General features: G+C 70.7%; 14 protein-coding genes. 7 read left to right on the top strand and 7 right to left on the bottom strand.

Going from position 1 to position 16,900, the window contains the following annotated elements; genetic code table 11:
* Together Q0480_RS02470 and Q0480_RS02465 are read left to right on the top strand one after the other, a co-directional pair.
* On the top strand, nucleotides 1-1,096 hold a 1,096-nt coding region (locus tag Q0480_RS02470; RefSeq protein WP_299130276.1), incomplete at its 5' end, for a glycoside hydrolase family 3 C-terminal domain-containing protein.
* A gap of 67 nt (nucleotides 1,097-1,163) precedes the next feature.
* A complete protein-coding gene (locus Q0480_RS02465; RefSeq protein ID WP_299130274.1) occupies nucleotides 1,164-2,672 on the top strand; it encodes a GMC family oxidoreductase in 1,509 nt (502 codons plus the stop codon).
* On the opposite strand, the gene atzF is transcribed toward Q0480_RS02465, so the two are convergent.
* Both atzF and phaZ read right to left on the bottom strand, forming a co-directional pair.
* Nucleotides 2,669-4,468, bottom strand: coding sequence for an allophanate hydrolase (atzF, locus tag Q0480_RS02460; protein ID WP_299130272.1), 1,800 nt, complete (start codon nucleotides 4,466-4,468; stop codon nucleotides 2,669-2,671). The two genes, Q0480_RS02465 and atzF, sit on opposite strands and share 4 nt — an antisense overlap.
* Before the next feature lie 93 nt (nucleotides 4,469-4,561).
* Nucleotides 4,562-5,782 (bottom strand): polyhydroxyalkanoate depolymerase, encoded by a 1,221-nt coding sequence (phaZ, locus tag Q0480_RS02455; RefSeq protein ID WP_299130271.1) that lies wholly within the window; start codon nucleotides 5,780-5,782, stop codon nucleotides 4,562-4,564.
* 102 nt (nucleotides 5,783-5,884) lie between these two features.
* On the opposite strand from phaZ, the gene Q0480_RS02450 reads away from it, so the two are divergent.
* Nucleotides 5,885-6,538: a glutathione S-transferase gene (locus Q0480_RS02450; RefSeq protein ID WP_299130269.1), complete on the top strand. Its 654-nt coding sequence runs from the start codon at nucleotides 5,885-5,887 to the stop codon at nucleotides 6,536-6,538.
* A gap of 96 nt (nucleotides 6,539-6,634) precedes the next feature.
* Here Q0480_RS02450 and Q0480_RS02445 read toward each other — a convergent pair whose 3' ends face one another.
* Nucleotides 6,635-7,198, bottom strand: a complete 564-nt coding sequence (locus Q0480_RS02445; RefSeq protein WP_299130266.1) for a gamma-glutamylcyclotransferase — start codon at nucleotides 7,196-7,198, stop codon at nucleotides 6,635-6,637.
* Nucleotides 7,199-7,260: 62 nt separating this feature from the next.
* Between Q0480_RS02445 and Q0480_RS02440 the strand changes: the two genes are divergently transcribed.
* Nucleotides 7,261-8,268: a DUF2125 domain-containing protein gene (locus Q0480_RS02440; RefSeq protein WP_299130265.1), complete on the top strand. Its 1,008-nt coding sequence runs from the start codon at nucleotides 7,261-7,263 to the stop codon at nucleotides 8,266-8,268.
* A gap of 4 nt (nucleotides 8,269-8,272) precedes the next feature.
* On the opposite strand, the gene Q0480_RS02435 is transcribed toward Q0480_RS02440, so the two are convergent.
* The 4 genes from Q0480_RS02435 to Q0480_RS02420 all read right to left on the bottom strand — a co-directional run bounded on the left by Q0480_RS02435 (nucleotide 8,273) and on the right by Q0480_RS02420 (nucleotide 14,438).
* A complete protein-coding gene (locus Q0480_RS02435) occupies nucleotides 8,273-9,187 on the bottom strand; it encodes a prephenate/arogenate dehydrogenase family protein (protein ID WP_299130263.1) in 915 nt (304 codons plus the stop codon).
* Nucleotides 9,187-10,284, bottom strand: coding sequence for a histidinol-phosphate transaminase (gene hisC / locus Q0480_RS02430; RefSeq protein ID WP_299130261.1), 1,098 nt, complete (start codon nucleotides 10,282-10,284; stop codon nucleotides 9,187-9,189). The genes Q0480_RS02435 and hisC overlap by 1 nt, the downstream gene beginning before the upstream one ends.
* A 55-nt stretch (nucleotides 10,285-10,339) precedes the next feature.
* Nucleotides 10,340-12,016, bottom strand: a complete 1,677-nt coding sequence (locus tag Q0480_RS02425) for a HAMP domain-containing sensor histidine kinase (protein WP_299130258.1) — start codon at nucleotides 12,014-12,016, stop codon at nucleotides 10,340-10,342.
* A gap of 199 nt (nucleotides 12,017-12,215) precedes the next feature.
* A complete protein-coding gene (locus Q0480_RS02420; protein ID WP_299130257.1) occupies nucleotides 12,216-14,438 on the bottom strand; it encodes a primosomal protein N' in 2,223 nt (740 codons plus the stop codon).
* Nucleotides 14,439-14,510: 72 nt separating this feature from the next.
* On the opposite strand from Q0480_RS02420, the gene fsa reads away from it, so the two are divergent.
* From fsa to Q0480_RS02405, 3 genes are read left to right on the top strand one after another with little or no spacing between them, the layout of a single operon-like run.
* The gene (fsa, locus tag Q0480_RS02415) at nucleotides 14,511-15,164 is read left to right on the top strand and encodes a fructose-6-phosphate aldolase (RefSeq protein ID WP_299130256.1); all 654 of its coding nucleotides are present in this window, start codon (nucleotides 14,511-14,513) and stop codon (nucleotides 15,162-15,164) included.
* Nucleotides 15,164-15,883, top strand: a complete 720-nt coding sequence (locus Q0480_RS02410) for a DUF484 family protein (RefSeq protein ID WP_366940812.1) — start codon at nucleotides 15,164-15,166, stop codon at nucleotides 15,881-15,883. Before fsa ends, Q0480_RS02410 begins: the two co-directional genes overlap by 1 nt.
* Nucleotide 15,884: 1 nt before the next feature.
* A complete protein-coding gene (locus Q0480_RS02405; RefSeq protein ID WP_299130253.1) occupies nucleotides 15,885-16,817 on the top strand; it encodes a tyrosine recombinase XerC in 933 nt (310 codons plus the stop codon).
* The last annotated feature ends 83 nt before the right edge of the window (nucleotides 16,818-16,900 follow it).

Here is a 16,900-nt window from a genome sequence, read left to right as displayed (position 1 = left end):
CCCGCCGCCGCGCGCCCTCGCCCGCGCCGCCGCCGCCCGCGGCCTCACGCTGCTCACCAACCGCGGCGACACCCTGCCGATCGAGACGCCGCCCGCGCGCCTCGCCCTGATCGGCCCGCTCGCCGACGCGCCCGCCGACATGCTCGGCCCCTGGGCCGGCGCCGGCCGTCCCGACGAGGCGGTGGCCCTGCTGCCCGCGCTCCGCGATGTCTGGCCGGACGCGCGGATCGACCATGTGCCCGCCGTGCCGATCGCCGGCGGCGAGCCCGCGCGGATCGAGGCGGGACTCGCCGCCGCCGTCGCCGCCGCGACCCGCGCCGACCATGTCCTGCTCTGCCTCGGCGAGGCCGCCTCGATGAGTGGCGAGGCGGCGAGCCGCGCCCACCTCTCGCTCCCCGGCCAGCAGCAAGCCCTCGCCGACGCCGTTCTCGCCACCGGCAAGCCGGTGGTGCTGCTGCTCTTTTCCGGCCGTCCCCTCATCCTGCCCGATCTTTTCGACCGCGCCGCCGCGACCGTCGCCTGCTGGTTCCCGGGCAGCGAGGCCGGGCCGGGAATCGCCGATCTCCTGACCGGCCGCGTCGCGCCCTCGGCCCGCCTCCCGGTCACCTGGCCGCGCGCCGAGGGCCAGATCCCGATCGCCTACGCCGCCCGCCCCGGCGGTCGCCCGGAAAACCGGAACGACCATTATACCAGCAAATACATCGACCTGCCGAACAGTCCTCAATTCGCATTCGGCCACGGCCTCTCGACCACCAGCTTCACGATGACTGATCCCGCCGCCGAAGGCACCGGCCCGATCACTGCCCGGACCACCGTCGCCAACGCCGGCCGCCGCGCCGGCACCGCGACGGTGTTTCTGTTCCTCCACGATCCCGTCTCGATCATCTCCCGCCCGACGCTGGAGCTTCGGCGCTTCACCCAGGTCACTCTCGCCCCCGGCGAGCGCCGCGAGGTCGCCTTCACCCTCGCCCGCGACGATTTCGCCGCGCTCGACGCGGCGCTTCGGCCGGCTGTCGAGCCCGGTGCCTTCGACCTCCATCTCGGCTTCTCCGCCGATCCCGCCGCCCTGAGGACCATCCGCGTCACGGTCGCCTGATCCCTCGGCCTCCACCTTGACGCCCGGGTCCCGCGTGCCATTCTGCGGCCTCGCCGGGGGAGGAACCATGATCGCAGACGCCACCACCATCGACCGCGGCGCCTTCGAGCAGAGCTTCGACGTCTGCGTCATCGGCGCGGGCCCCGCCGGCATTACCCTCGCCCGCACCCTCGCCGCCGCCGGCGCCCGAGTCGCGTTGATGGAGGCGGGCGGCCTCGAAATCACCGAGGAAAGCCAGGACGTCTATCGCGGCGGCGCCAATCTCGGCATCGAATATTTCGACCTCGACATCTGCCGCCTGCGCTATTTCGGCGGCACCTCGAACCACTGGGGCGGCTGGACCCGCGCACTGGACCCGATCGACTTCGCGCCGAAACCCTATGTCCCGCTCTCCGGCTGGCCGTTGCCGCAGATCGCGCTCGACGCCTACCGGGCCGAGGCGGATTCGATCCTGGACGTGCCGTCGGCGACCGAGGCGCCCGATCTGCCGGTGCGCCAGAGCGGCTACGACTTCCGCCGCTTCCAGTTCCGCTTCAGCCCGCCGACCCGCTTCGCCGAGAAATACCTCGCCGAGATCGAAGCCTCGCAGGCGATCACGCTGGTGCTCAACGCCAATCTCGTCGATCTCCGCCTCGACGATTCGCTCGGGACCATCACCGGCGCGGTCTTCAAATCCTACGATCCCGCCGACCCCGGATTCACGGTCAAGGCACGTTATTTCGCCCTCTGCGCGGGAGGGATCGAGAATGCGCGGCTCCTGCTCAATTTTACCAGCCAGGTGCCGGAGGGCATCGGCAATCGCGGCGGCTGGGTCGGCCGCTGCTTCACCGATCACCCGCATTTCCTCGTCGCCGAATGCGTGCTGCGCGTTCTGGTCCGCGAGCGCGAATTCTATTCTCCGACCGAGCTCTTCATGCAGGACCATTCCTGTCTCAATTTCGGCCTGCGGCTGGAACCGCGCTGGATCTGGCCGAAGGACCTGCCGACCATCGGCTTCGAGGATACACCGCCCGAGACCTTCAACATCCAGCTTGAAAGGCTGGTCCGCGACCCCTTCGTCGATCGCGCGCTGACCGACCGGCTGATCCTGCCGCAACCGATGGGCCAGACCGGCGTGATCCGCGTCGCGCAGGAGGCGGCGCCGAATCCCGACAGCCGGGTGATGCTGTCCGAGGAGCGCGACGCCTTCGGCCTTCGCCGCGTGGCACTCGACTGGCGCCTCGCCGAGATCGACGTCGAGACCATGCGCATCGCCGTCACCACCTTCGGTAAGCATATGGCGGACCAGAATATCGGCCGGCTGCGCATCGCCGACTGGCTGCTCGCCGATCCGCCGCGGTTTCCCGGCGTCGCGGACGACGAGGTCGGCGGCAAGCATCATATCGGCGCGACCCGCATGGCCGCCGAGGCGCGAAGCGGCGTCGTCGATGCCGATTGCCGGGTGCACGAGACGACCAACCTCTATCTCGGCGGCTCCTCGGTCTTCCCGACCACCGGCCATTGCAACCCGACCTACACCATCACCCAGCTCGCGCTCCGCCTCGGCGATCACCTCGCCGCGCGGCTCAAGGGTTAGGCGCCGGCGAGGAACGCGCGCCAGCCGCCGAGCGCGGTGATATCCTCGGCGCCATCGAGACCCGACGGCTCGCAGAGAAAGCCCTTGACGCTGGTCCCGTCGTCGAGCGCCACCGTGCCGATGCAGAGCGGCGCCGGGATCCCGGTGACGAAATCCCCGAAGGCCCCGCGCGGCAGGGCCCAGACCTCAAGCGCGATAGACGCGCCATCGTCGGAACGGGTCAGGCCCGGCCGCGCCGGCGGGCCGCCAGCCAGCCGATGCAGCCGATAGGCCGGCGCGGTCGCCGCGGCCCTCAGGAACCGCCCGCCAAGCCGGGTCAACTCGCCGTTGAGTGGCAGGCCCGACATATGCGCGCCGACCACCGCGACCGCGATTTCGTCCGACCCTGGCTCTTCCGCTGCCACCACCCGCGCCGGCGGCAGGGCCCAGCCCGTCGCCCCGAGGGTCACGCCCGCGCGAGCATGCAGCGCCGAGCCGAGCGCCGCCAGGGCCGCGTCGCGCCCGGCGCGGGCGAGCAGGGTCACCCCGCCCGGCCGCCCGTCGCCCCGGGCCGCCACCGGCACGGCGAGGCCGCAGAGATCGAGCAGATTGACGAAATTGGTATAGGTTCCCGACATGCTGTTCGGTTCGACCGGATCGGCGGCGAGATCGGCCAGCGAGAAGAAGGTCGGCATCGTCGGCACGCAGAGGAGATCCACCGCGTCGATCAGCCCGTCCGCCACCCGCTTCAGCGCCCGCAGCCGGTAGAACCCCCGAAAAGCGTCGGTCGCGGTCAGATCCAGCGCCTTGCCGATGATGCCGCGCGTGACCTCGAGCATGGCCGCCGGATCCTCGCGCATCAATTGCTCGACCACCGCGTGCCGCTCGGCCACCCAGGCGCCTTCGTAGAGCAGCGCCGCCACCTCGTAGAACACCGAGAAATCGAGCTCGACGATCTCGCCTCCCAGCGCCGAGATCTCGTCCAGCGCCGCCGCGTAGGACGCCGCCTGCGCGGCGTCGCCGCGAAATTCCCGCGTCGCCGCGGTCGGCACCCCGACCCGGAACCGCGACGGCGCGGCGTCGAGCGCCCGCCGCGGCAGATCGCGGGCATAGGCGTCCGCCGGATCGAACACGGACGCCACACGGAACGCCTCGTAGGCATCCTCGACCGACAGCGCGAAGATCGACACCGTGTCGAGCGTCCGGCAGGCCGGCACCACGCCGCTGGTCGACAGCGCGCCAAGCGAGGGTTTCAGCCCGACGATGTTGTTGAGCGCGGCGGGCACCCGGCCCGAGCCCGCCGTGTCCGTGCCAAGCGCGAAGGCGACGATGCCGCGCGCCACCGCCACCGCCGAGCCGGAGCTCGACCCACCCGGCACGATGGCCGGATCGATCGCGTTGCGCGGCACCGGATAGGGCGTGCGCACGCCGACGAGCCCGGTCGCGAACTGGTCGAGATTGGTCTTACCGATGGCGATCGCCCCCGCGCGGCGCAGTTCCCCCACGACGAAGGCATCGCCTTCGGCCTCGTAGGCGAAGGCCGGACAGGCCGCCGTCGTCGGCGCGCCGCCGAGGTCGATATTGTCTTTCACGGCGAAGGGAATGCCCCAGAGCGGTCGGCCGGACGCCTTGGGATCCAGGACCCCCAGCGCCGCGGCCTCGGCCAGCGCCTGTTTCTTCGGCACGACATGGAGGAAGATTCCGGGGTCGTTGGCCGCGTCCAGCCGCCGATAGACCTCCTCGATCACCGCGACGGGCGAAACACCCCCGGCATAGGCCGCGCGCAGGCCGGCGAACGTGAAACTCAGGTCGCGCATGCCGCCCCCCCCAGAAAGCCGCACTCTGTGCAAGAACGCCCGCGCCTGTCAAAGCCCGAGCCCAGGCCCGAACCCGGTCAAGCGCGACCCGACCTATTCCTGAGCAAGGATGTGATTGCGAACCACGGGATAAATCTCGCGATCCCAGCGCTTGCCGTTGAAGACGCCGTAATGGCCGACATTCGCCTGCAGATGGTGCCGCTTCAGATGCGGCCGCAGCGACGAACAGAGGTCATGCGCCGCGCTGGTCTGGCCGAGCGCGCAAATATCGTCCCGCCCGCCCTCGACCGTCAGGAGCGCGGTGCGCCGGATCGCCCCCGGATTGACCTTGCGCCCACGATAGGTGAACTCGCCGGTCGCGAGCTCGGCCTTCTGGAAGATGCGGTCGATGGTCTCGATATAGAACTCCTCGGTCAGGTCGAGCACGGCGAAATATTCGTCGTAGAAGGTCTTGATCTTCTCGGCCTCGGTTGTCTCTCCCTTGGCCAGATGCTCGTGCAGCTTCTGATGCTGCTGCTTGTGGCGCTCGAAATTCATCATCACGAAGGCCGTCAGCTGCATGAAGCCGGGATAGACCCGCCGCCCCGCCCCCTTGTAGCGCCCCGGCACCGCCGAGATCACCGTCCGCTTGAACCAGTCGAGCGGCTTGCCGTTGGCCAGGTCATTGACCTTGGTCGGGCTCTCGCGCACGTCGATCGGACCGGCCATCAGCGTCATGCTGCGCGGGGTGGCCGGATTTTTGTCCTCGGACATCACGGCGACGGCTGCCAGCCCCTGCACGCAGGGCTGGCAGACCGCGAGAATATGCGCCCCCGGCCCGATCTCCTCGATGAAGCGGATCACGTAGGACACATAGTCCTCCACCCCGAACCGCCCGTGCTCGGCCGGCACGTCCCGGGCATTCACCCAGTCGGTGATATAGACGTCATGGTCGATCAGCAGGGTCTGGACCGTTCCGGCGAGCAGCGTCGCGAAATGGCCCGACAGCGGCGCCAGCACCAGCACCTTCGGCTGCGGCGTCTCCACGTCCTTGACGAAATGGCGCAATTGCCCGAACGGCAGATCGAGCACGATCTCCTCGGTCACCGGCACGTCGCGGTTGCCGACCCGGACCGGCTGGAGATTGAACTCCGGCCGGGCGTTGGTCAGGCGAAAGCGCTGCATGAGTTCCAGCGTCGCGTCGAGCCGCCGCGCGGCCTTGCCGCGGCTCCCCCAGCCGATCATCGCCCCGACTGTTCGCGCCCAGGTCGCGACGTAGCGGACCTGTCCCACCAAGTCGTCCTGCAGCTGGTAGGCCTGATAGAGCATGCGCATGATCCCCCTCCGCCGGCATCGCGAAAAAAAGCTAGTGCAATTCATTTTGCAATGCGAGAGGATTGTTGTGCACTGCAACCTCGATCGGAGCCAGCCCGCGCGATGCCAAAAGCGATCCTCACGATCTCCTCGAAAAACTATTCCTCCTGGTCCCTGCGCGGATGGCTTCTTTGCAAGATGGCAGGGCTGGAGTTCGAGGAGAAGCCGGTCGATCTCGACGATCCGACGATGCGGCAGGAACTGCTGCTGCTGTCACCCTCGGTTCTGGTGCCGCGCCTGACCCACGACGGCGCCGCCGTCTGGGACACGCTCGCCATCGCCGAATATCTGGCCGAGATCGCGCCGAACGCGGGCCTCCTGCCGTCCGATCGCATCGCGCGCGCCCATTGCCGGGCGATCTCGGGCGAGATGCATTCGGGTTTCTACAATCTCCGCTCGGCGCTGCCGATGAATCTCAAGGCGCGGCACAAGTCGTTCAAGGTCTTCTCCGGCGCGCGTCCCGACATCGAGCGGATCAAGGCGATCTGGAGCGAATGCCTCGACACCTACGGCGGGCCGTTCCTCTTCGGCGAGCCTTCGCTGGCCGATGCGATGTATGCGCCGGTCTGTACCCGGTTCCGCACCTACGCGGTCGAGCTCAACCCCGCCCACGCCGCCTATTGCGAGACGATCTTCAACTGGCCGCTGCTCCGGGAATGGACCGAGGGCGCGCTGGAGGAGCCCGACGAGATCATCGAGCTCGAAGTCGAGTTCTGACGCCCGAGCCGATTTCGCATCGCGCGAGCGGCACCCCGCCCGGCGCGATCACGCCGTCGGGACGGGTGACCAGCCCGCTGCCCGCCGGGTCGGAGCCTATCCGCCCAGTCGGGCAAGCACCTTTTTCTCCAGGGCGGCCAGCGCCTCGTCGCGAACGCCGATCTCGGCCAGCCCGGCCACGGTGCGCGCGAGATAGTCCGCGTTCGGTCCCATCGGACCAACCGCCGCCGCGATGATCGCGGCCTGTTCGTCGAGGCCGAGGCCGCCGCGATACTGGACATGCGCGCGGTTCACCACGTAGGACACCGCCCGCACCTCGCGCCCGTCCTCGAGCCTGAGCGGCAGCACCGCTTCGTCATAGGCGTAGGAGACGAGTTCCCGCTCGCGGAGATAGGCGAGGCTCGCGGCCTCGGTCTCGGGCGCCAGCCGATAGGCGACCCCCTCGCAGCGGGCCGCCTCCTCGCGATCGAGAGCCAACACCAGCCCCGGCCGCTCCGGCGTGCCCCGATAATGCACCGATGTCATGCAAAACGACCGCGCATAGCCCGCGAGCACCGCCCGCCGCCGCTCGGCGAAGGGAAACCCGGGGTTCCAGATCAGCGAACCATAGCCGAAGACCCAAGTCCCCTCGCCGCCTTCCTCGCCTGCGTCCAGCCGCATTTGCCCTGTTCCCGCGCGCCCGGCGGGGGTATCCACCGTCGGATCGCAACGGGGGTTAGGGCATGCGCGTACTCTTGGCAATCGTGGTTCTGGCGGCCCTCGGCTGGAGCGGCTACTGGTACTGGAACGCCAGCGCGCGCGACCGGGCGCTGACCGGCTGGCTGGAGGAGCGCCGCGCCGCCGGCTGGATCGCCGAGGGCGACGTGCGGGTGACCGGTTTCCCGAACCGGGTCGACGTCGTCGTCGACGGGCTGATGCTCGCCGATCCGCGAGCCGGCTGGTCCTGGAGCGCGCCGGAGTTCCAGCTCCTCTCCCTCTCGTATCGGCCGCAGCATCTGATCGCGGTCTGGCCGGGCGAGCAGACCATTTCCACCTCATACGACACGATCCGCGTCGCCTCCGAGCGGATGGTCGGATCGGTGGTGGTCGAGCCGAACCGCCTCGTCGGGCTCGACCATTCGACGTTGGAGATGAAGGCGGTCACCCTCACCGGCGGCGCCGGCTGGACCGCCGGGATCGGCGACGCGCTCCTTTCCACCCGCAGGACACCGGACGCGGCGGATCCCTTCTCCTACGATCTCGATTTCAGCGCGCACGATCTGCGCCTGCCCGATACCTGGATCGCCGGGATCGACGCGGCCGGCGTCCTGCCGCCGGCGATCGAGACCACCCATCTCGCCGCCACGGCGACTTTTGACCGGCCGTGGGACCGCGCGGCGATCGAAGGCGAGAATCCGGCGCTGCGTACGCTTCAGATCAGCGACGCGCGCTTCGCCTGGGGCAAGCTCGACCTGCGCGCGGCCGGCACATTGCGGCCAGATGCGCGCGGCTTCGCCGAGGGCAAGCTCGACCTCACGGCGCGGAACTGGCGCGACATGCTGGAGGCGGCCGAGCAGTCGGGCGTGATGAACCCCGCCATCGCCGGTACGCTGCGCGGCGCGCTCGGGCTCTTCGCCCGGCTCTCCGGCGATGGCAACACGCTCAGGCTGCCGCTCGAATTCGGCGGCGGCGAGGCGCGGCTCGGACCGATCGTGATCGGCGCGGCGCCGCTGTTGACCAGGCGTCCCTGAGCCGTCACCCCGGTTTCGACGCGAAGCGCCCGAAATCCACGGCCGACGTGTCCTGGCCGGCGTCGATGATGCCGCGCCGGATCGCCCGCGTGCGGGTGAAATAGTCCCGCAGATGCGCGCCGTCGCCCAGCCGGATGGCGCGCTGCAAGGCGAACAGCTCCTCGGTGAAGCGGCCGAGGATCTCCAGCGTCGCCTCCTTGTTGTTGAGGAACACGTCGCGCCACATGGTCGGGTCGGAAGCCGCGATGCGGGTGAAATCGCGGAACCCGGCGGCGGAGTAGTTCACCACCTCCGACGCCGTCACCCGGCTCAGGTCGTCGGCGACGCCCACCATCGTATAGGCGATGAGATGCGGCACGTGGCTGGTCACGGCGAGCACGAGGTCATGGTGCTCGGCCCCCATCATGTCGACCTTCGCCCCGAGCGCGCGCCAGAAATCCACGAGATCGGCGAGCGCTTCGCCATTGGTGTCAGGCAGCGGGGTGAGCAGGCACCAACGGTTGTCGAAGAGTTCGGCGAAGCCGGCGGCCGGACCGGAATGCTCGGTCCCGGCCAGCGGGTGGCCGGGGATGAAGCGCGCATGCGCCGGCAGCCGCGGCGCGACGGCGGCGATCACCGCGCCCTTGACCGAGCCGACGTCGGTCACCGTGACCCCCGGCTTCAGCTTCGGGGCGATCTCGGCGGTGACCGCCTCCATCGCGCCGACCGGCACGCAGAGGATGACGAGATCGGCGCCCTCGACCGCCTCGGCGGCGGTGTCGACGACGGTACCGAGGCCGAGCCGCCGCGCCGCGTCGCGCGTCTCCGGCGTGCGGGCGAAACCGGCGATCTCCGCGGTCATCCCGGCCCGGCGCATGGCATGGATGATCGACGAGGCGATCAGCCCGAGCCCGATCAGCGCGACCTTGCCATAGGCCATCAGGCGCGCGCCCTGACGAAGCCGTCGATCGCCTCGGCGACGGCCGCGCAGGCCGCGGCGTCGCCGACGGTGATGCGCAGCGCCGCCGGCAGCTTGTAGCCCGCCATCCGCCGCACGAGGATCCCCCGATCGCGCAGCGCGCGGTCTACCGCCTCCGCCTCCTCCTGATCGCGGAAGCGGGCGAGGATGAAATTCGCCTCCGACGGGTCGGACGGTACCCCGGCGCGTTCCAGCGCCGCCGCGAGCCAGGCACGGTTGCGCGCATTCTCTGCCCGGCAATAGTCGGCATAGGCGATATCGAGCACCGCCGCCGCCGCCGCCGCCTGCGCCGCCGTCGACAGGTTGAACGGCCCCCGCACCCGGTTCAGCGCCTCGATCACATGCGCCGGTCCGTAGCCCCAGCCGATCCGCAGCCCGCCGAGCCCGTGGATCTTCGAGAAGGTCCGCGTCATCACCGTGTTGTCGCGCGCATCGACGAGGGCGGCGTGGCCGTCGAACCCCTCCACGAACTCGGCATAGGCGCCGTCGAGCACCAGCAGCGCCTGGGGGGGCACACCCTCGGCGAGCCGCGCGACCTCGCGCTCGGGGATCATGGTGCCGGTCGGGTTGTTCGGATTGGCGATGAAGACCAGCGCCGTCCGCTCGGTACAGGCGGCGAGGATCGCGTCGACATCGGTATGGCGCTCGCGCTCGGGCACCTCGACCGGAGTGGCACCGGCGGCGAGCGCGCTGATGCGGTACATGCCGAACCCGTGCTCAGTATGGATCACTTCGAGCCCCGGCCCGGCATAGGTCTGGCAGAGGAAGGTGATGATCTCGTCCGAGCCGGCGCCGCAGATGATCCGTTCCGCCTCCAGCCCATGCGCGCGCGCAATGGCGGCGCGCAAGGCCACGTGGCCGGTGTCGGGATAGAGATGCAGGCTGTCCGAGGCCCGGCGATAGGCCTCGACCGTCGCCGGACTGGCGCCGAAGGGATTCTCGTTCGAGCTCAGCTTCAGCACGCGATTGTGCCCCGGGAGCGCGCCCTCGCCGCCATGATAGAGTGCGATCTCCAGAATGCCGGGCTGGGGTTGGATCGTCGGATGCGGCTCGGTCATGGCGGTCTCCAGGGTCGCGCGTCTCCTAGCCGCTCCGCGCCCGGATTTCCAGCCGTCAGGCGGGGACCGCCTCGCCGACCCTGAGCGGCGCCTCGAACCAGAAGACCGAGCCGCGTTCCGCGCCGCTCTCGACCCCGATGTCGCCCCCCATGCGCGCGACGATCTCGGCGCAGATGGCAAGGCCGAGGCCGGTGCCGCCATAGCGCCGGGTGACACCGCCGTCGACCTGCTCGAAGGGCAGGAAGATCCGCTCGCGCGCCGCCTTGGGGATGCCGATGCCGGTGTCGCGCACCTCGAAGCGCACGCCCCGGTCCGTCCCTGCGAGGCGGACGGTGACGCCGCCCTCTTCGGTGAACTTCACCGCGTTGGCGACGAGGTTGGTGAGTATCTGCCGCAGGCCCTGCCGATAGCCGAAACGGTCGTGCGCGAGACCCGGCGCGATTTCCACCGCCAGTGTCAGGCCGTTGGCGTCCGGGATGAAGCGGGCTTCCTCCAGCACTTCGTCGACCAGATCCCGGAGGTCGAAGGCGACGTCGTCGGGAGTGGTCGGCGCCTGGTTGAGCTTGGAATAGTCGAGGATGCGATTGATGACATCGAGCAGGTGAAAGCCCGAACCGCGGATGATCCCGACATTGCGCCGCGTCACCTCGTCGAGGTCGCCGGCGAGAACCACCGTCGCCATTCCGATCACGCCGTTGAGCGGATTGCGCACCTCGTGCGACACGGTGGCGAGAAAACGGGTCTTGGCCGCGTCGGCGGCCAGCGCCCGCTCGGTCATGGCATTGAGCCGGGCGGTGCGTTCGATCACCCGGGCCTCGAGATCGCGCTTGTGCGCCGCCACCGCCTCCAGCGCGGCGAGCCGGTCGAGATTGACGGCATGGACCAGCTGGCAGCTCGCGACCAGCAGGTTGAGATAGAGGATCGTCGTCACATAGTCGGGATGGTCGATCGCGCCGGTCATCGCCAGCACCATGGCAAGCGCCACGTTGGCCGCCGCGAAGGAGATCGCCGCGCCGTCGAGACTGCGGTTCTGCATGGCGATCCACAGGCAGAAGGGCACCGCGACGATCAGCGTGACGCCGCTCGGATTGATCCCCTCGCCCGGCAAGGTCAGCAGCAGCCAGAGCACGCCGAGCAGGAAGACCGCGAGCCCGGCGATGCCGACCGCGGGCCGCGGATCGGCCAGTATCTCGCGATATTCCCGCAGGCTCGCCAGCAGCGCGCCCGCCGTGACGAGGCCGAGCGGCTCGAACACCAGTGCCAGCAGCGACGCGCGGGCCGGGTCGGGTGGCGCGCGCAGGAGCCCGAACGCCGCCCCGACGCTGAGCGTGGCGCCGACGCAGGCGGTGAAGACCGCGATGCCGGCGAGGAAGCCAAGCCAGTCGTTGGTCCTTGTGCGGACCTCGCGCCGCCGGGCGAGCGCGCGCATCAGCGTCGCGCCAGCCAGCGCCGCGAGCCCGTGCGCCGCCGCGTCCACGCCGGCTTCGTCGGGGGTCAGTCCGGCGGCGAGGTCGGCGAGCGCGAAACCGGCGGCCGCCGCGAACGCGCCCGGCCCGCGCAGGACGACGGCGGCGCCGAGCGCCACGCCGGAGGCCGGCGTCGCCCCGAGCAGCACACCCTCGCCGAAGCCGAGCAGGCGGCAGGCGCCCGCGATCGCCGCCACCGCGCCCGCCACCAGGACCATCACGAGGATCGTCGGCCAGAGGCCGTCGGGGCCACGCTTCGTCGCCAAGGGCATCCCTCACCGGCCTGCGCCGCGTTTCGGACTTGTCCGCCCGAAACAGCGGCTCTCTTCCAAGTTGTCGTGACGCGTCGCATACCGATCTGTCAAGCGAAGCTTGTCCGAACTCCGGCGCGGGCGTGCCTTTTACTCCGGTGGAGCGGCGCAATACCTGCGGCGGATCAGGACTTCGAGGCGAAGCGCCGGCCGCCTAGAAGAAGCTCTGCGGATCGACGTCGATCGCGACGCGGACCGAGGAATGGATCGGCGTGGCCGCGACCCAGGCGCGGAGCGCGGGTTGCAGGGGCGCCGATTTCGGTGCCTTGACCAGCAGGCGCACGCGATGCCGGCCCCGCACCCGCGCGATCGGCGCCGGCGCCGGACCGTAGAGCTCCGCCCCCGCCGCCCAGAGCGGTTGCGCGCCCTGGCCGAGTGCGCGGGCCGCGTCCCAGACCCGGGCCTCGTCGGCGCCGGTGACGATGACCCCGACCAGCCGACCATAGGGCGGAATGCCGGCCGACCGCCGCGCCGCCGCCTCGGCCTGCCAGAAACCCTCGTCATCGCCGCTCAGGATGGCCTGGATCGCCGGATGCTCCGGCTGGTGCGTCTGGATCAGCGCCGCGCCCGGCCGCTCGGCCCGGCCCGCGCGCCCGGCGACCTGGCGGATGAGCTGGAAGGTCTTCTCGGCCGCCCGGGGATCGCCGCCCTGAAGCCCGAGATCGGCGTCGATCACCCCGACCAGCGTCAGATACGGAAAATTGTGGCCCTTGGAGACGATCTGGGTGCCGATCACCAGATCCGCGCCACCGGCGGCGATGATCTCGATCCGCTCCTTCAGGGCTCGCGCCCCGTCCGCGAGGTCGGAGGAGAGGATCGCCCGCCGCGCCTCCGGCCAGAGCGCCTCGGCTTCCTCGGCCAGCCGCTCGACCCCGGGGCCAAGCGCGGTCATCTTGCCCTCGGTCCCGCAGGAGGGGCATTTGACCGGGATCGGCTTCGTCGCGCCGCACTGGTGGCAGATGAGCCGGCCGCGGAAACGGTGCTCGACCATCCGCGCGTCGCAATGGTCGCAGCCGACCTGCTGGCCACAGGCCCGGCACAAGGTCAGCGGCGCATAGCCGCGTCGGTTGAGAAACAGCAGCGCCTGCTCCCCCGCGGCCAGCCGCTCGGACACGGCGGCGGCGAGCGGCGCCGAGATCCAGCGCCCCGGCTCCGGCGGATCGAGCCGCATGTCGATCGCCGCCATCTCGGGCAGCCGCGCCACCCCGAACCGCTCCGGCAGATCGAGCCGCGCGTATTTCCCCGCCGCCGCGTTCGCCCAGCTTTCGAGCGACGGCGTGGCGGAGGCGAGTACCACGGCCGCGCCCTCGATCGAGGCGCGCAGCACGGCCATGTCGCGGGCATGGTAGAGCGCGCCGTCCTCCTGCTTGTAGGAGCCGTCATGCTCCTCGTCGACCACGATCAGCCCGAGCTCGGCGAAGGGAAGGAACAGCGCCGAGCGGGCGCCGACCACCAGTTGCGCCTCGCCCGAGGCGACGGCGTGCCAGCCCCGCCGACGCAGCGCCTGGGTGACGCCGGAATGCCATTCGACGGGGCGGGCGCCGAACCGCGCCTCGATCCGGCCGAGGAACTCGACCGACAGCGCGATCTCGGGCAGGAGCACCAGCGCCTGCCGCCCGGCCCGCAGCGTCTCGGCCACCGCCTCGAGATAGACCTCGGTCTTGCCGGAGCCGGTCACCCCCTTGAGAAGCGTCGTCGAATAGATGCCCGCGCGCGCCGCGGTCCGCAGCCGCGCCGCCGCGCGCGCCTGATCGGGTGACAGCTCCCGCGCCGGAGCGCCGGGATCGAGTCGGGGCAAGGGCGCGTCGCGCGGCGCCGCCTCGCGCAAGATCACGCCCTGGGTCTCCAGCCCCTTCACCACCGCGCCGGAGACGCCGGCGAGCCGCGCGAGTTCGCCCGGCGCGAAGCCGAGATTGCCGTATTCGGCGAAGGCGGCCAGCACCCGGGCGCGGGCCGCGGTCATCCGGTCCGGCGCCGCGCCGCTCAGCCGGAGCAGCGGCCGCGCGGCCGGCGGCGCGCCGAGCCCCGGCGCCCGGCTCGCGAGGCGCAACATGTGGGTGAGCGGGGTCAGCGTATAGTCCGCCGCTCGGATCAGGAAGGCGCGCATCGCCGGGCGGAGCGGCGGGGCGTCGAGCACCCGGCCGATTGGCCGCAGCTTCTCCGGCGCATAGCCGCCCTCGCCCGGCCCCCAGACGACACCGAGCACGCGGCGCGGGCCGAGCGGCGCCTCGACGAACTCGCCGACCGAGACCCCGCCCTCGGGCGCGCGGTAGTCGAGCAGCCGGTCGAGCCCCTCGGCGGTCAGCACGGCGACCGCCGCGCCTTCGGCGAAATCGGCCGCGGGACCGGCGGCGGTGAGGTGATTGGGGTGTTCCATCGCACGACACCCTGAGATATTATCGACCAAAGTCACAAGGGCCGAGGCCCGGCTGCGCGAAAGAGCACCCCCATGAAATTCTTCGTCGATACGGCTGAAATCGCCGAGATCAAGGAACTTCACGATCTCGGCCTTGTCGACGGCGTCACCACCAATCCCAGCCTGATCCTGAAATCGGGCCGGGACATCACCGAGGTGACGAAGGAGATCTGTTCGATCGTCTCGGGGCCGGTCAGCGCGGAGGTGGCAGCGACCGACGCCGACGCGATGCTGGCCGAGGGGCTGAGGCTGGCCAAGATCGCGCCGAACATCGCGGTCAAGGTGCCGCTGACCTGGGCCGGGCTCAAGACCTGCAAGACGCTCGCCGACCAGGGCCAGATGGTCAATGTCACGCTCTGTTTCTCGGCGAACCAGGCGCTGCTGGCGGCCAAGGCCGGGGCGACCTTCATCTCGCCCTTCGTCGGCCGGATGGACGACATCAATCTCGACGGCATGGAGCTGATTCAGGACATCCGAACCATCTACGACAACTACGGCTTCACGACGCAGATCCTCGCGGCCAGCATCCGATCCGCCAATCACGTCAGTCAGGCGGCGCTGATCGGCGCCGACGTGGTGACCGCGCCCGCCGCCGTGCTGAAGGGCCTCGTAAACCATCCGCTGACCGACAAGGGACTGGCGCAGTTCACCAAGGACTGGGCCGCGACCGGGCAGAAGATCGTCTGATGCCGATGACCGAGGAAGCGCTGACCACGCTGAAGGACCAGATCCTCGCCGATCCCGCCCTGATCCTCGATGATGATCAGCTGATGCGCGCCCTGCTCGCCGCCGACCGTCGGGCAGCGGCCGGGCGCAACGTCGTCGATCTGCGCGGCGTGCTGGTCGATCGACTGGAGGAACGGCTGGACCGGCTGGAGGACACCCATCGCGAGGTTCTGGCGGCGGCCTACGAGAACGTCGCCGGCATGAACCAGGTGCATCGCGCCTGCCTCGCCGTGCTCGATCCCGAGGATTTCGCCAGCTTCCTGCGGGTGCTGACCCATGACGTCGCCATGATCCTCGGGGTCGAGGTGATCCGGCTCGGGCTCGAGGCGCCGGCCGCGCCGCCGGGCTCCAGCCTCGGGCCGCAGGGGCCGTTGCGCGACGTGGTGGTGGCTTTGCCCGAGGGCGGCGCCGATGGCTACGCGCGGCAGGGCCGCGGCCTCGCGGCGCGCAAGGTGACGCTGCGCAAGGTCGGCTCCGGCGCGGAAGCCCTGTTCGGCGCCGAGGCCGAGCGCATCCGGTCCGAGGCGCTGATCCGGCTCGATCTCGGGGCGGGCAATCTCGGCGGCCTGCTCGCCTTCGGCGCGGCCGACGGCCACCGGTTCCATCCCGACCAGGGCACCGATCTGCTGGCCTTCTTCGCCGGTGTCTTCGAGCGCGCCCTGCGCCGCTGGCTCGCCTGACATGGACGGCCCCGCGGCGTCGATGGGCGCGGCGGCGGCGATGGCGGACTGGCTGGCCCAACTCGCCGGGGTGCGCGGTGCCAGCCCGCGCACCATCGAAGCCTATCGCCGCGACGTCTCCGGCTATCTCGGCTTTCTCGCCGACCATTGGGGCGGTCCGGCCGGGGTCGCGGCACTCGGCGACGTCGGCATCGCCGACACCCGCGCCTGGATGGCGGGCGAGCGCGGGCGCGGCCTCTCGGCGCGCTCGCTCGCCCGGGCATTGTCGGCGGTCCGCGGCTTTCACGCCTGGCTCGCCGAGGCGCATGGCGTGATCGCCCCGGCGGTCAGCGCGACCCGCGGGCCGAGACTGAAGGAACGCCTGCCCCGCCCGGTCGCGCCGGAGGCGGCCAAGGCGCTGATCGCCACGGTCGCGGACCAGAGCCTCGAACCCTGGATCTCGGCGCGCGACATGGCGGTGACGACGCTGCTCTATGGCTGCGGGTTGCGCATCTCCGAGGCGCTGGCCCTGACCCAAGGCGACGCGCCGCTGCCGCCGAGCCTGCGTATCGCCGGCAAGGGCGGGCGCCAGCGGATGGTGCCGGTGCTGCCGGTGGCGGCGCGCGCGGTCGAGGCCTATCGGGCGCTCTGCCCCTACCGGCCCGGCCCCGCCGCGCCGCTCTTTCTCGGCGCGCGCGGCGGCCCGCTCAATCCGCGGCTGGTGCAAAAGGCGACGCAGGCGGCCCGAACCCAGCTCGGCCTGCCGGCCACCGCCACCCCGCACGCGCTCCGCCATTCCTTCGCGACGCATCTCCTGGAAGCCGGTGGCGACCTCCGCGCGATCCAGGAGTTGCTGGGCCACGCGTCACTGGCGACGACCCAAGTCTATACCGGCGTCGATCAGGCCCGACTGATGGAAGTCTACGACCAGGCGCATCCGAAGGCGCGCGGATAGCAATGACGAACGCGGCTCTTGTCTCGACTGATACCAACGGCCACGCCGACTGACCCTTTACTCAGGGGTCGGACACAAGCCCC

Origin of the sequence: uncultured Amaricoccus sp. (assembly GCF_937891315.1) — a bacterium.
Lineage (GTDB): Bacteria > Pseudomonadota > Alphaproteobacteria > Rhodobacterales > Rhodobacteraceae > Amaricoccus.
Note: the sequence above shows the minus strand (reverse complement) of the source record. Positions and strands in the feature narration are given on the sequence as shown.

Bases quoted from the DNA above. Each gene is read 5' to 3' on its own strand.
- Q0480_RS02465 (WP_299130274.1), top strand. From the start codon at position 1,164: ATGATCGCAGACGCCACCACCATCGACCGCGGCGCCTTCGAGCAGAGC.
- atzF (WP_299130272.1), bottom strand. From the start codon at position 4,468: ATGCGCGACCTGAGTTTCACGTTCGCCGGCCTGCGCGCGGCCTATGCC.
- phaZ (WP_299130271.1), bottom strand. From the start codon at position 5,782: ATGCGCATGCTCTATCAGGCCTACCAGCTGCAGGACGACTTGGTGGGA.
- Q0480_RS02450 (WP_299130269.1), top strand. From the start codon at position 5,885: ATGCCAAAAGCGATCCTCACGATCTCCTCGAAAAACTATTCCTCCTGG.
- Q0480_RS02445 (WP_299130266.1), bottom strand. From the start codon at position 7,198: ATGCGGCTGGACGCAGGCGAGGAAGGCGGCGAGGGGACTTGGGTCTTC.
- Q0480_RS02440 (WP_299130265.1), top strand. From the start codon at position 7,261: ATGCGCGTACTCTTGGCAATCGTGGTTCTGGCGGCCCTCGGCTGGAGC.
- Q0480_RS02435 (WP_299130263.1), bottom strand. From the start codon at position 9,187: ATGGCCTATGGCAAGGTCGCGCTGATCGGGCTCGGGCTGATCGCCTCG.
- hisC (WP_299130261.1), bottom strand. From the start codon at position 10,284: ATGACCGAGCCGCATCCGACGATCCAACCCCAGCCCGGCATTCTGGAG.
- Q0480_RS02420 (WP_299130257.1), bottom strand. From the start codon at position 14,438: ATGGAACACCCCAATCACCTCACCGCCGCCGGTCCCGCGGCCGATTTC.
- fsa (WP_299130256.1), top strand. From the start codon at position 14,511: ATGAAATTCTTCGTCGATACGGCTGAAATCGCCGAGATCAAGGAACTT.
- Q0480_RS02410 (WP_366940812.1), top strand. From the start codon at position 15,164: ATGCCGATGACCGAGGAAGCGCTGACCACGCTGAAGGACCAGATCCTC.
- Q0480_RS02405 (WP_299130253.1), top strand. From the start codon at position 15,885: ATGGACGGCCCCGCGGCGTCGATGGGCGCGGCGGCGGCGATGGCGGAC.